The 14,632-nt window shown below is 45.7% G+C and carries 9 protein-coding genes; 5 read left to right on the top strand and 4 right to left on the bottom strand.

Going from position 1 to position 14,632, the window contains the following annotated elements:
* Positions 1-21 precede the first annotated feature (21 nt).
* The 5 genes from P150_RS0102655 to secA all read left to right on the top strand — a co-directional run bounded on the left by P150_RS0102655 (position 22) and on the right by secA (position 7,638).
* A complete protein-coding gene (locus P150_RS0102655; RefSeq protein ID WP_028896374.1) occupies positions 22-216 on the top strand; it encodes a hypothetical protein in 195 nt (64 codons plus the stop codon).
* 81 nt (positions 217-297) lie between these two features.
* Positions 298-2,169, top strand: coding sequence for a hypothetical protein (locus tag P150_RS0102660; RefSeq protein WP_028896375.1), 1,872 nt, complete (start codon positions 298-300; stop codon positions 2,167-2,169).
* A 489-nt stretch (positions 2,170-2,658) separates the two neighbouring features.
* Complete coding sequence (locus tag P150_RS0102665; RefSeq protein WP_028896376.1) at positions 2,659-3,831, top strand: DUF4105 domain-containing protein; 1,173 nt, start codon at positions 2,659-2,661, stop codon at positions 3,829-3,831.
* An 11-nt stretch (positions 3,832-3,842) separates the two neighbouring features.
* Complete coding sequence (locus tag P150_RS0102670) at positions 3,843-4,202, top strand: hypothetical protein (protein WP_028896377.1); 360 nt, start codon at positions 3,843-3,845, stop codon at positions 4,200-4,202.
* Positions 4,203-4,281: 79 nt separating this feature from the next.
* Positions 4,282-7,638 carry a preprotein translocase subunit SecA gene (gene secA / locus P150_RS0102675; protein WP_028896378.1) on the top strand — a complete coding sequence of 1,119 codons (3,357 nt, stop codon included), beginning with the start codon at positions 4,282-4,284 and terminating at the stop codon, positions 7,636-7,638.
* A gap of 201 nt (positions 7,639-7,839) precedes the next feature.
* Here secA and nrdG read toward each other — a convergent pair whose 3' ends face one another.
* The 4 genes from nrdG to P150_RS0102700 form a co-directional block, all read right to left on the bottom strand.
* Positions 7,840-8,319: an anaerobic ribonucleoside-triphosphate reductase activating protein gene (gene nrdG / locus P150_RS0102680; RefSeq protein WP_028896379.1), complete on the bottom strand. Its 480-nt coding sequence runs from the start codon at positions 8,317-8,319 to the stop codon at positions 7,840-7,842.
* Positions 8,320-8,436: 117 nt separating this feature from the next.
* Entirely contained in the window at positions 8,437-10,542 is a 2,106-nt protein-coding gene (gene nrdD / locus P150_RS0102685) for an anaerobic ribonucleoside-triphosphate reductase (protein WP_051617466.1), read from the bottom strand.
* An 833-nt stretch (positions 10,543-11,375) separates the two neighbouring features.
* Positions 11,376-12,287 (bottom strand): DMT family transporter, encoded by a 912-nt coding sequence (locus P150_RS0102695; protein ID WP_081819260.1) that lies wholly within the window; start codon positions 12,285-12,287, stop codon positions 11,376-11,378.
* A gap of 189 nt (positions 12,288-12,476) precedes the next feature.
* Positions 12,477-14,591 carry a prolyl oligopeptidase family protein gene (locus tag P150_RS0102700; RefSeq protein ID WP_028896382.1) on the bottom strand — a complete coding sequence of 705 codons (2,115 nt, stop codon included), beginning with the start codon at positions 14,589-14,591 and terminating at the stop codon, positions 12,477-12,479.
* Between the last annotated feature and the right edge of the window lie 41 nt (positions 14,592-14,632).

Raw genomic sequence — 14,632 nt, forward strand, 5'->3', positions numbered from 1 at the left:
ACATTAAAATATAGAACAATTATGAACAAGAAAAAATATATAGCACCACAGACAGAGATAATACAGCTGAATACTGGAGAAATTCTCGAAGGGCCTTTGGACTTAGGCTCCATTCAAGGTGATCCGAAAGGGCTTGGAGGTGAAGGCAGCACTCATCCCGTTGATGCCAAAGAAAACAACTTTCAGTACGAACCATATGAAGTGTGGAAGGATTAAACTGAAACACTAATAAAAACTTATCCCTTATGGTTTGCCAAAACAATCTGCAAATCATAAGGGATTACATTTATTCACAAAATGAAACAACTAAAGAAATATATTCTCAATTCAGTGATCATCCTGACAGCCGGGATGACTTTCTACGCCTGTTCCTCTGACAAAGATGAGCTTTTTGACAAAATTTCTACAACACAGGAAACAACGACAGTCAGCAATATAACAGGAACAATACTGACACCAAAGACTGATTATCCTGATTCTAAAACACACAAAATGCCAACAAAGGCGTTTCTCATAGGGGCTGATGCCGATGTTCCTGGAATACTGTCAAGTAGTCGATTCACAGCACATTGCCTTATCAAGGTAGCTGGCGATGATGGCATAAAACACACAGAAGTAACTATGTCGGCTAAGAGTTCTTCTGACGGTAAGTATACCATTATCGTACAGGATGCCGGAAAAGTGTTCCATAACGCCGTAAAGCGTAATCCATATGCCAATGAGGAATGGGAAATGGCTATCATTGCCGGTGGTGGAAAATGGGACGAGAGCAGCAAGCGTGTAATCTTCGCAATAGAAGGAAATGACGGTGTTTCATCTCACGAAGTCAATCACTTGATTGCACCGTTGACAACAAATTGGACGAAAGTTACAACCAATGGCGATGGCAGCTACAATGTAAAGTTGATTTTTTCCATCAGAGGAACACTCGTGAGATTAAATGTCAACAACGAGCGTACAGAGGCCTTTCGTGGTGCCGTACGTCTGAATTCAAAGGCACTCTGCCGTAATATATATTTTGACATGAGTTCGCCAAGTCACAACGGACAATTGGTATGGAAACCACTTGCAAAATATGATAAACCGACCATAGTGACCAACAGTGCTGTTCCTGCACGCTACGCAAAGCAATTTATATTTTGGGGTATGCCTACAAATGAGCAGACAGAGGCTGAAAATGAATTTACGCCAGATCAGTATGGTTATACATTCATAAATGAAACCAACGATGAACTGTATCGGCGCAAGGGTGATTTCAAGGAAGGGAAATCAACCAATCTTTCCTTACGCATCGCCAATATCAAACTGCCGATTGAATACTTTGATAAGAATAACTATACGAGGCATTCCAAATGGGCATTTACAAACACTTCATATAATAACCAGTCATATTATGTCTACAACCGGGCCTTGGACATTCTTACCGACTTAGACAAGCAGAATAAGGACTGGCATGTGCCAAGCGTTTTTGAATGGGCTGCCATTGTCCCGCGTTCACACGGGTATACAGAAGAAGCTGCTTCTCGTCCGCTCATTTATCTTGATGGTAAGAGCAATCATCGTAAACGTATGGAGCAAAATGAGGAAGTGGAAAGTCCACGAAATAACTTTACCACTTATCGTTCAGAATATATCAACATTAGAAAGGGTGTAAACTATGCCGTACGATTTGCACCCCCAACTGCAAAGGTACGTTGGCGAAGTGCTGCGAGCTACAATGCTTCCTTCCATTCCAAGCCAATACCTTTTGCCAAAGATTATCGATACTATTCAGCTTATAAATATGAAGTTGTAGAGGATGCCGGAAACGGGCAGCGAGGGCTTCTTGTTACCGTACGCTATTTAGGAGAAGGTGGGAAGCATATAACCTTAAAAGATATTAACGATGAATTCTGGAACAATCCTGCACCATCGGGTATCAATGATGTTAAGATATCTTTCCCCTTCTATGGCTATATGGATCAAGGCATCATTAATAAGAAAGTGAAGCAACAAGGAGAAGCCTGCTATTATTGGACGGTTACTCCCGGAGGCTCACTTGTTCCTCTGGGAGGTTGGATGACTTACATTACTGCTGCGCGTTCTATCAGTTTGCGAGACTATCAACTCAATGAAACTCACGACGGCCGACAATACAGATATCTGCTTCGACTTGTGTCCTCTAAATAAGACATACATATTTTCTAACAAAGATTAGTCATCAGGGGCGAAGGTGTGATAATAGTTTTTAAATTGTATAAACTAACCGTAAAATCTTTTCAGCCTTCGCTCCATTATATCTAAAAAATTATGGCTAAAAGATATACCAGTTTTATTTATGAAAGAAGAATGAGGAAAAGACAAAGAATACATAAGATAAAACTATTTGTTTTTTATTTCCTGATTATCATTTCAATCATTATCCTGTTATGGTGTGCCTATCTTTACAGCTATGATTGAGAATTCATTTCATCTTTCAGGACACTAATCTCGTACTATCTGACAATTATATTCAACCAAACTTACCAGAACTTAACTACCTACAACTTTCTTTTGATGAATATCTCTTTCTGTCTAATTGCCTTTTGAGAGAGAATGAATCATTGACTCCTCATATTTTACAATAAAACAGTATCTTCTTTGCGATGTCATTCTTTTTAGCTACCTTTGCGACGCAAAATGAAGAAGAGTACACTATATATAATGTTATGCGCCTTGCTTTCAGTATTCCAACTGGGTGCAAAGGCTCAGAACCTATCGTACTCTGACTCTGTCGAGATTTCCTTGCTTACTTGTTCGCCGGGCAAAGAGGTATGGGCGCAATACGGTCATACGGCCATCAGATACAATGACAGGATTAACGGCAACGACCTCGCCGTAAACTATGGTCTGTTCTCGCAGGACCAGCCCAACTTTATCCTCCGTTTCATCTTCGGACTGACCGACTATCGTGTCGGCATTCAGCCTATGGCACTCTTTATGGCACAGTATGCTTACGAGGAAAGGGGCGTCGTGGAGCAGGTTCTCAACCTTACAGATGATGAAAAGTTAGCCATCTATCGGGCTTTGGAAACGAATCTCCGTCCGGAAAACGTGGTGTATCGCTATAATTTCTTCTACGACAACTGCACCACAAGAGCGCAGCACGTGTTGCTGGACTCCTTGAATAGCGGCGTCGTAAGCGACTGGAACAAAGCACACAAGATGCCTACCTATCGTGAGATGATTCACGAATGGAACAAGGATTACCAATGGGCGCAGTTCGGCGAAGACCTTCTGATAGGTCTGAAAGCCGATATGGCATTGGAGAAAGAAGAGCGGCAGCTCTTTCTGCCCGATAATCTCAGGAAATACATCGGTGCCGCCACACACAACGGCCGCGCTCTGGTAAGGGAAACGAATGTGCTCATAGAAACGCCTGCGATGGTTCCGGAAAAGGGGTTTCCACTTTCGCCTCATCAGGTGGCGTCTATCTTTGCTTTCATTTCGGCAATAATCCTCGCATACGAATGGAAAACAAGGAAACTGCTGTGGGGCTGGGACTTGTTCCTGATGCTTGTTTCGGGCATCATCGGGCTTGTTCTGTTTGCAATGATTTTCTCAGAGCATCCCTGTGTCAGCCTGAATATGATAATCTTTTTCTTCAATCCTCTTCCGCTGCTGTTCCTTTACAGAGCCATCAGAAAAGAGAGGAAGAGAGAACGCGACTGGTGGTGGCTGCTTTGGGGCGTGCTCATCGTCATCGGAATCGGCGGAGCGTTTTTCCAACGCATTCCCATTCCGGTACTGATTGTGGCACTGTTCTTGCTTTTAAACTGTATCACGCATCACGCAATACAACAGAAGAGATAAAATAACTGTCAATGAATAAGTATATTACCGCGCTGCTCGTAGTTTTGGCAGCAACTGGCGTAGAAGCACAGACCTATCAGTCTGCGCTCAAAGCGGCATTGGGTAATTGCAGCATTGAGGAAATCTGCCATCAGGTTGAGCTTCGGGGCGTAGAAACAGACATTCTGTCAGTCATCGAGGCTTACAAGAACATATCTAAAGAGGAAAAGAAAGAGCCGTCCGGCAAAAATGCACTTGCACTCTCCGACAGAAACGAGGCGAAACGCATTGAGGAAGGCGTCTTTACACGTTATAAGAAAGAATTGTCCCTTTATCTTCCGAATCCTTCTGTCAATTCGGGAATTATTATCCGTGCGCCGAGTGCAGCCTGACATTTCGGGTATCGCAGCACAAGGAGCTGCACAATAAAATTATAAACAAAGGAAATACTTTTCTTAAAGCATACAAACAATGAATTTCAATAAAATATTAAAGTCGCTTTTCGGCGACAAGTCCACACGTGATATGAAACTTATTCAGCCTTTCGTAGAGAAAGTAAAGGCTGAATACCCTGCAATCAAGGAACTTAGCAACGACGAACTTCGTGCCAAGACCAAGGAAATACAGCAGTATGTGCAGGATGCAGGCAAGGCACAGCGCGAGGAAATTGAGAAACTGCGCGAGGAAATAGAGAAAACGCCTATCGATGAGCGTGAAGAAATCTTCAACAAAATCGACAAACTCGACAAGGAAGCACTCGAAAACTACGAGACTGCCCTCAACGAGGTAATGCCGGTGGCCTTCTCCATCGTGAAGGATACAGCACGCCGATTTGCCGAAAACGAAGAAACCATCGTAACGGCGACTGATTTCGACCGCGAACTCGCTGCCGACCCACGCAAGGACTTCATCACGATAGACGGCGACAAGGCTATCTATCACAATCATTGGACTGCCGGAGGCAACGACCTGAAGTGGGAAATGGTTCACTACGACGTGCAGCTCTTCGGTGGTACGGTGCTCCATCAGGGTAAGATTGCCGAAATGGCAACGGGTGAGGGTAAGACACTTGTGGCTACGCTGCCGGTGTTCCTCAATGCACTGACGGGCAACGGCGTTCACGTCGTAACCGTGAACGACTATCTTGCAAAGCGCGACTCCGAGTGGATGGGTCCGCTCTATATGTTCAACGGTCTTTCGGTAGACTGTATCGACAAGCATCAGCCTAACTCTGAGGCACGCCGCAGGGCATATCAGGCCGACATTACTTTCGGTACGAACAATGAGTTCGGTTTCGACTACCTCCGCGATAATATGGCTGTGTCGCCTTCCGACCTCGTTCAGCGTCAGCACAACTATGCCATTGTCGATGAGGTGGACTCCGTTTTGATTGACGATGCACGTACACCTCTTATTATTAGTGGTCCTGTGCCGAAGGGCGAAGACCAGATGTATGAGGAATATCAGCCATTGGTGCAGAAACTGTTCGAGGTTCAGCGCAAGCAGGCAACAGAACTGCTTTCCGAAGCTCGCCACAAGATAGCAGAAGCAGGCAAACTGACAGACGACAAGGCACGCTCTGCAATGCTCGAAGAGGGATTCCTCGCACTCTATCGTTCTCATAAGGCGTTGCCAAAGAATAAGGCACTCATCAAATTCCTGTCGGAAGACGGCATCAAGTCGGGAATGCTCAAGACCGAGGAGTTCTATATGGCAAACAACAACCGTGAAATGCCGAAGGCTATCGAACCGTTGTTCTTCGTTACCGACGAAAAGATGAACTCAAGCGACCTTACCGACAAGGGTGCTGCGTGGTTGGCGAAGGAAGTTAATGACGATAAACTCTTCGTTTTACCTGACATTACGACAGAATTGTCGCTCCTTGAAAAGGAAAAGGACGAGAAGAAAATCGACGAACAGACCTATATCGACAAGAAAGACGACCTGATGAGCTTCTATGGCGTGCAGAGCGAGCGCGTCCATACGCTTCAGCAGCTCCTCAAGGCATACACAATGTTCAACAAGGATGATGAATACGTGGTTCTTGACGGCGAAGTGAAAATCGTAGACGAGCAGACAGGCCGTATTATGGACGGTCGCCGATGGAGCGATGGTCTGCATCAGGCCGTTGAAGCCAAGGAACACGTGAAGGTGGAGGCTGCAACGCAGACTTTTGCCACAATCACTTTGCAGAACTACTTCCGTATGTACCACAAGCTCGCAGGTATGACCGGTACTGCTTCCACCGAGGCAGGCGAGTTCTGGGACATTTATAAACTCGACGTTGTTGAGATTCCTACCAACCGTCCTATCGCCCGTAAGGATATGGACGACCGTGTCTACAAGACTGCACGCGAGAAATACGCAGCCGTAATCGAGGAAGTGGAAGCAATGCGCAACAGCGGCCGTCCTTGCCTTGTGGGTACAACATCCGTTGAAATCAGCGAACTCTTGAGTAAGATGCTGAATATGCGCAAGATACCTCATCAAGTATTGAACGCCAAGCAGCACCTGAAGGAAGCACAGATTGTTGCCGACGCAGGCCGTTCTATCGACGGCAAGGGTGCCGTAACCATCGCTACCAATATGGCGGGCCGTGGTACGGACATCAAACTCTCACAAGAGGTTAAAGACGCAGGTGGTTTGGCAATCATCGGTACGGAACGCCACGAGAGCCGCCGCGTAGACCGTCAGCTGCGTGGCCGTGCCGGTCGTCAGGGCGACCCGGGTTCTTCCGTATTCTATGTTTCGCTCGAAGACAAACTGATGCGTCTGTTCGGTTCAGAACGCATTGCAAAGGTAATGGACAGGCTCGGTTTCGACGAAGGAGAGCGTATCGAATCCTCTATGATTTCGAGCAGCATCGAGCGTGCTCAGAAGAAAGTCGAGGAAAACAACTTTGGTATTCGTAAGCGTCTGTTGGAATACGATGACGTTATGAACAAGCAGCGTACCGTTATTTACGAAAAACGTCGCCACGCCTTGATGGGAGAGCGCATCGGTATGGATATTTCCAACGTCATTTGGGACCGTTGCGTGAACATCATACAGAACAACGACTACGAAGGTTGCAAGGAAGAGTTCCTCAAGGTATTGGCAATGGAATGCCCATTCTCTGAAACAGAACTTGCAACAGCAAGCAAGGACGAGCTTGCAGAGCGCAGTTTTCAGGCTGCCATCGATACTTTCGAGCGCAAGACTGAGCGAATCCAGACTGTTGCGTGGCCGGTTATCAAGGATATTTACGAGAATCAGGGCGCAATCTACGAAAGAATTATGGTGCCAATCACAGACGGCAAGCGCGTCTACAACATTCCTTGCAACCTCAAGGAGGCATACGACTCTGAAGGTAAGGATGTTGTGAAGCAGTTTGAAAAGGTCATCCTCCTCCATCTCATCGACGACGACTGGAAGGAGAACCTCCGTCAGCTCGACGAGCTACGCCATTCCGTTCAGAACGCATCCTATGAACAGAAGGATCCGTTGCTCATCTTCAAGCTGGAGAGCGTGAAACTGTGGGACAATATGATCAACGACCTGAACAACCGTACTGCAAGTGTGCTTATGCGTGGGCAGATTCCGGAAATGCAACCTGCCGAAGAGGTCAAGGAAGCAGCTCCGGAGGAAAGAACCCAGCGTTACAATGAGCAGAAGGATGACTTGATTGATCCTAACCAACAGGCGGCTGCCCATCACGATACACGCGAAGGTGCGCAACAGCCGCAGCGTGTGCCTTATCAGGCCGAAAAAATGCCACGTCCGAATGATCCATGCCCTTGCGGTAGTGGAAAGAAGTTTAAGAATTGCCACGGTCGCAACTTGCGATAAACGGCAAATCATACGAACAAAAATGGTGTTTGGAAATTCCAAACACCATTTTTTATTATCTCTTCTTTGCATCCACTAAAAACAAATATCTGCATTCATCTCGAACAGATACAGTAAAAATGCCTCTGCTTCCTCTATGCGAGGAAAAAACCGTGATTCCGTGAAACCTGTGCGAAATAAAATCGCCACACCAAGAGGCTATCAATCGCCAAATTTATTCTGCCAAAAACGATTCGTAATGTCTTCCAAGGAACCGTTCTCCCCCACTCTATACATTCTCTGATTCGTTTTACGGCTGTCAAGCCCACCGAGATGTTTGATATACGGTCCCACCTTTATATAATCGAAGTTCCGTTTTTCAATCTGACTGGCTATCATCGTGCGCCCCGTGTACCATCCGATTTTCAGTTCCGGATGCCTTTCTCTTACCTCTTTCGCCAAGACATTCACGGCATCGGGTTCAGCGTCGCCACCCATTATTCCCAGACAGGTAAGCCTGTTGTTGCTCGACTGCAACATAGTCTCAACGGCATCGATGGTCAATAGTTCCCCAACGTCTTTCCAAAGAAACGTGCTGTGGCAACCGGGACACCTGCAAGGACAGTTGGAGAGATTGATTGCCAGCGTTACTTCGTCGGGAAATTCCTGAAAAACGATGTCGGAATTAATGTATTTCAGCATAGAGATTACAGACAATAAAGACGTGAAAGGAATACAAAATCGTGTTTAAAAGGGAGAAAGCGATGGAGTGAAGAAGCGAAAAAACTTCACTTCTTCACTACCATTACCCGTGTTTTCCTAAACAGTATATTTCTCTTTCGTTGCGTAATATCTGCGCTCAGCCTCGGCCTGACGCGGAGCAGAGAAGTTGCTGACACGCTTCATATAACCAATGACACGAGTGAGATAATCCAAATTCTTGGAATGGCAATGCGGACACTCCTTCAGATTGCGCTTGTCTATGTGCCCACAATCGTTGCAGACCGTGTTCGGGATATTGAACGTAAAGTAGTTGCAACCTTCCTGTGCTGCCACCTTCAGCAACTGGCGATACTGTGGCTGTGTAAGATGCTCGTCAAGATTCATGTGAAGTGCCGAACCACCCGTCAGATGCTCGATATACGGCGCACCGTGCAGACGGAACTTGTCGAGAATCGTCAGCGAATTGTCTTCCACACGATAGAAATAACTGTTGTAGCAGTCGCGTGGAACGAAATAGCCGTCGGTCTTATCCCATTTTGCGTGCTTCACACCCACATTCTCGGCAGGTATCATTTCGCAGTTGAACATAGCTTCCTTGGTGCGATAGCTCTTGTTGAACTTCTCTACCAGACCGAGCACACCCTGCACAAATTCCTTATACGCATCGTTCGGAGTGATGTCCAGTCCCATAAATTCCGCCGCTTCCACCAAACCGTTGATACCGATAGTGAGATACTGTCGGTCGATGTTGATATAGCCGGCATCGAACAACGGCAGCATACGGTTGCGCAGCAAATCCTTCAGATTCTCATTGTAAGCCAACTGCACCTTGTGGCACACATCAATCACGTGCGAAAGATATTCCTTATAGTCCATCCCACGATTGACGGCATACTGAATGCAACGGTTCAGATTGATGGTGAGCACACTCTTCGAGCCCGTTGAAACACCACCTGCACCGAGCGTATAGGAGAAACCATTGTCCTGAATCTCGTTACGGAGACGGCAGCAAGAACTGAGTGAGTCGGCATTGTCGCTCATATAAGTGAAGAAGCTGTGCCCTTCGGCATACATCTGCGCAGCATAATCGCCCCATTCCGCATCGCGGCACTCTCCGTTGTCGGCGAGCAGAGCCATTGTTTCCACCGGGAACGTGAGCACGGCCTTCGTTCTTTCCTGATTGAACCATTTCATAAAGCGTTTCTGCAACCACGACACGCCTTCCCAATCAGGCTTTGAACCGTCGGGGAAATAGAAATTCTCGAAGAGCGATTCAAAATAATACTTGTCGTAATACGAGATATTCCAGAAAACAGCCTGATAATTGCGTGCACCGGTCGGTTGGTTCAGCGAATAGACAATCTGCTCAAAGTAATCCGTGATAATCTTGTCAATCGTGCGCTGCTTCAAACTCAGGTCCACCACCTTGTCGGAATGCTGCCAATAGTCCTTTCCATACTCTAATTGGATGAAATAGTTCATATACATAAGGAACTCCGGCGTGGCGCAGGCACCGGCCAACATACTGGAAACCATAAACACCATATTGATGAAGCCCCCGCAGAAGCTCCTCAGATTGGTAGGTGCCGTAGAGTTGCCTCCGATGGAAGTTGTGCCGCCAATCAGCCAAGGATACATCGTGATGGATGCACAATAGTTCGCCAGATTCGTTTCGTCGTTCTTATAGATAAAATGATGAGTGAGCAAGTGAACATACTCTTCTGCCAGCTCCTTTCCGTACATCTTCTTGATTCTGTCCGTCAGCAGACGACGGTTCAGACGAATGAAACCCTGCTTCGGCAATTCGCCAATCAATGTAGCGATATTCTTGTTTTCCACATTGGCATTCGCATCAAATTTTGAACCCGTTGCGGCATTCTCTGCCATACAATAGTCTGTCAGGAAGCGCATCTTCTCCAAAACCTCTCGGTCTTCGGTGTGCTGCTGACGATACACGATGAAGCTCTTGGCTACGTTGTAATACCCCTCCTTCATCAGTGCCACCTCCACCTGATTCTGAATATCCTCTACCTTAATATCATTGTGAATGTCAAGATTAGCCAACACCTTAGACACCGTTCCGAGATCCGTCGGTTCATTCACACTTTCAAATGCCTTTACGATGGCATTCATAATCTTGTCGAGCGAGAAACGCTCCTTAGTTCCGTCACGCTTAGTAATCGTGAAATTCTTGATTTCCATTTCTTAGTATATTGTATTAATAAATATTATTCTGATTCTCAAAAAGGTCAGACAAGGCATCCTAAAAAGAGAATTTAATCAAACATAAAATCCGATATAGTTTTCAGTTTTGGACAACTTTTCCCATTTGCAAAGGTATAAAGTTTTCCCAAATAAACAATTAATAATTTCACTAAGAAATATAGAACATTTCTATTATAAAACTATAACAAACTGATACACAATAGTTTGTGAATTCACAAAAACAAGAATAACATAGAAAAATTTTCCATATTTATTACAAACTTTATTCGCAATGACAATTCATAAAATATTATTTTGGAAAACTTTTATATTTCAAATAAAACAATATAGTATTCATTTTACTCATTCAAGAAGAAAAACACAGCCTAAAAATATATTTATATAAATACCTCTGAACCTGAAACTATCCTATATCTCCCTTTGATTTTGTGTTGATATCAAACCCGGGCGAACTCATTTTCAATCCTAAACCCGAACAATTTTATGGGCACAAATCAACGAACAAACCATCAGAACAGCATCTTCAATCCATCAGAATATCTCCCTTGTTTCAGACCCACAAAAACTCGTTTTGCATTCTTGCGAAGAATACATTCCATTCTTCGCAAGAATGCAAAACAAACGTGCGAAGATTGCCTTACAATCTTCGCACGTTTGAAAAATAAAAGTTTGCCTATTGATTTTCAACCACTTACAAGCAACCTGACATTGTCAATATTTCATCTGCCAACATTACTGTATAACAAGGCTATAAATGCCCAAATGATGGTTCACTTGCAGTATAGAAAGGTTTGTTTTTCTTACAAATATCAGATGCCTTTCGCCTTATTGGCAACGAACACGCCCAAAAGGATGAGGGCACAGCCGACAAAGGCCATCAAGGTCATTGGTTCGTCGAGGAAAAGGGCACTGGCGAGAACCGTTGTAACGGGGCTGAGATAGATGTAGTTGGATGATTTCAGCGCACCGAGCTTCACGATAACCCACGTCCACGATACAAAACATACAAAGGATGCAATGCAGCCGAGGAAGAAAAGATTGCCCCAGATATTCACATCAAGGAATCCACTGAGAGGGAAGGTCCAAGGATTGACAATATAGATGGGCAGTATCGACAGCACTCCATAGAAAAACACTTTGCGGGTAAGAAATACTGACGAATAACGGCCGGAGACATTCTTCATCAGCAACGAATAGAAAGCCCAGCTTACCGCAGCAGCCAGTGCAAGAAGGTCACCGAGAGGGTTAAGTTTAAGATTGAACTGACCATTGTAAATCACAAAACCTACACCCAGAACCGCCATTGCCGAACCAATCGTAAGCAGCCAACTTGCCTTGACGTTCTTATAAATCATCAGCGCAATCATTACCGTGATAAGCGGCGCAATGGAAACGATGAAGCTCACATTGTTTACAAAGGAGTATTTGATAGCCCAATTCTCGGTGCAGAAGTAAAGCGAACCACCGAAAACACCGAGCAGAAACATCAGGAACTCGTCTTTCCACGAGTCAGCAAAGAGCTTCTGGGGGGAGATAAACCATATACAGATATATGCAATGAAGAAACGAAGCACGAAGATGTCTTCCGGTTTCAGCCCTCCGTCCATCAGCTTACGCGTGTTTACAAAAGTTATACCCCATATCATTGCAGTAACGATAGCCACGATATGGTAAACGATAGTGCGCATTGCGCCAGATTCTTTTTTTGTCTTCAAATTCATAGTTATAAAGATAGGAAAAAAGGAAAAGAAAATTTCATTGAAAAGAAGGAAAAGGTTGTGTTATTTCAGAACCGATTCCTGTCAGATTCATTTAATTTACGCTGTTTTATTTATTACCTTACTAAATTATTCATCATTTTACAACCACATCCCCCTCTGCCAAAGCGAAGGGGGATGAGGAGATTTGTATTATTTCATTTTCATTCCGAGATGATACATTATGAATCCATAGATATCGGCACTCTCTTCGAGCTGCTTGCTCAATGGTTTTCCGGCACCGTGGCCTGCCTTGGTGTCGATTCTGATGAGCGTTGGTGCGCTGCCCTTCTGGCAATCCTGCAAGGTAGCGGCAAACTTGAACGAATGGGCGGGAACCACACGATCGTCGTGGTCGCCCGTCGTTACGAGTGTTGCAGGATAGGCTGTGCCCGGTTTGAGGTTGTGCAACGGAGAATAACCCTTCAGGTATTCAAACATTTCCTTGCTGTCCTCGCTTGTTCCATAGTCAGGTGCCCAGTTCCATCCGATCGTGAACTTATGGTAACGGAGCATATCCATTACGCCCACCTGCGGCACACACACCTTGAAGAGGTCGGGACGCTGCGTCATACAAGCACCGACGAGCAAACCACCGTTGCTGCCACCCACGATGGCAATCTTTTCGTTCGAGCTGTATTTGTTGGAAATGAGCCATTCTGCCGACGCAATGAAGTCGTCGAACACGTTCTGCTTGTTCATCTTCGTGCCGGCCAAGTGCCATTCCTCGCCATATTCGCTTCCGCCGCGCAGATTTACCTGTGCATAGATGCCGCCATTCTCGAGGAACGGAATGCGCATTGACGAGAATCCGGGAGGCAACGATACGTTGAAGCCACCATAACCGTAGAGATAAACCGGATTCTTTCCATTGCGTTTCATACCCTTCTTATAGGTAAGGAACATCGGAACCTTCGTTCCATCCTTGCTCGTAATAAACACCTGTTCGGTGTGATAGCCATCCGACTTGAAATTAACTTTCGGAGAAGCGAATACCGTGCTCTTATTACTGTTTACATCGTAGGCATAAATCATTCCCGGAACGGTAAAGGAAGAGAAGGTGTAGAAACATTCCTTGCGTTCGCGCTTGCCCGAGAAGCGAGCCGTACCAACGGTAGGCAACTGAATTTCGTGCAGCCGCTGTCCGTCCATATTATAAAGGTAGGCGTGGCTTGAGGCATCCTTGCTGTAAGAAAGAATCATCTTTCCGTCCACAAAAGTTACGTCTTCCAGCACGTCCGACGTTTCGGGAATCAGCTCTTTCCAGTTTTTCATTCCCGGATTCTTCACGTTTGCCACCATCAACCTGTTGCGTGGCGCACCATCGTTGGTGTAGATGTAGATATTGTCGCCGATGATCTCGATGGGCATATACTGCAAATCCATATTGGAAGTCATCTGAATGAACTGCGAATTGGGCACACGGAGGTCGCGGACGAAAAGATTGTTGCCTGCACCTCCTCCACTTTCGGTAAGGAACATCATTGTTTCCTCCTCATTCACGCTAACGCTGTAAAAGCGAAGGGGCTGCGAAGGATTCTGATAGAAAAGCACATCCTCGCTCTGGGGCGTCCCCATCTTGTGATAATAGATCTTATGCACCTCGTTCTTGCTGCTGAACTCCCTGCCCTTTTCGGGAGCATCGTAGGCACTGTAATAGAAACCGTCGCCACACCAGACTGCACCCGTGAACTTTGCCCACACGATATGGTCGTCGAGCACCTTTCCAGTAGCCACGTCCTTCACGTAGATTTCGTTCCAATCGCTGCCACTTCTTGCAATCACATAGGCCATATACTTGCCATTATGCGAAAACGATGTGCCTTGCAGAGCCACCGTACCGTCCGTACTCAACTGATTGGGGTCCAAGAACACACGCTGCGTGCCATTCAACTCGTCCATCTGATAGAGCACGCTCTGGTTCTGCAAGCCATTGTTGCGATAGATATACCATTTTCCGTCTTTCTCGAAAGGTGCTCCCACCTTTTCGTAGTTGGCAACTTCAGTAAGTCGCTTCAGGAGTTTGCCACGAAACGGAATCTTTTGCAGATAAGCATTCGTCAGTCCGTTTTCAGCCTGTACCCAAGCCGTCGTTTCTGCACTGCGGTCGTTTTCCAACGGTCGGTAAGGGTCGGCCACTTTCGTACCGAAATACTCATCGACTGTATTGTCGCTCGGAGCTTTTGGATACTTAATGCCTACACCCGTTTGTCCCATCATAGTTGTTGATGTCAGCATAAGAGCCGACAATAGGAATGTCTTCTTCATATAGATTTATTGCCTTTTCAGTATCTTAGGTTTATGTTTTT

It is taken from the genome of Prevotella sp. HUN102 (genome assembly GCF_000688375.1).
Classification (GTDB): Bacteria; Bacteroidota; Bacteroidia; order Bacteroidales; family Bacteroidaceae; genus Prevotella.

What these genes read in the sequence shown, in the direction of transcription:
- P150_RS0102700 (WP_028896382.1), bottom strand. Translation starts at nt 14,591, where the DNA reads ATGAAGAAGACATTCCTATTGTCGGCTCTTATGCTGACATCAACAACT.
- P150_RS0102655 (WP_028896374.1), top strand. Translation starts at nt 22, where the DNA reads ATGAACAAGAAAAAATATATAGCACCACAGACAGAGATAATACAGCTG.
- secA (WP_028896378.1), top strand. Translation starts at nt 4,282, where the DNA reads ATGAATTTCAATAAAATATTAAAGTCGCTTTTCGGCGACAAGTCCACA.
- P150_RS0102695 (WP_081819260.1), bottom strand. Translation starts at nt 12,287, where the DNA reads ATGAATTTGAAGACAAAAAAAGAATCTGGCGCAATGCGCACTATCGTT.
- P150_RS0102665 (WP_028896376.1), top strand. Translation starts at nt 2,659, where the DNA reads ATGAAGAAGAGTACACTATATATAATGTTATGCGCCTTGCTTTCAGTA.
- nrdD (WP_051617466.1), bottom strand. Translation starts at nt 10,542, where the DNA reads ATGGAAATCAAGAATTTCACGATTACTAAGCGTGACGGAACTAAGGAG.
- P150_RS0102670 (WP_028896377.1), top strand. Translation starts at nt 3,843, where the DNA reads ATGAATAAGTATATTACCGCGCTGCTCGTAGTTTTGGCAGCAACTGGC.
- nrdG (WP_028896379.1), bottom strand. Translation starts at nt 8,319, where the DNA reads ATGCTGAAATACATTAATTCCGACATCGTTTTTCAGGAATTTCCCGAC.
- P150_RS0102660 (WP_028896375.1), top strand. Translation starts at nt 298, where the DNA reads ATGAAACAACTAAAGAAATATATTCTCAATTCAGTGATCATCCTGACA.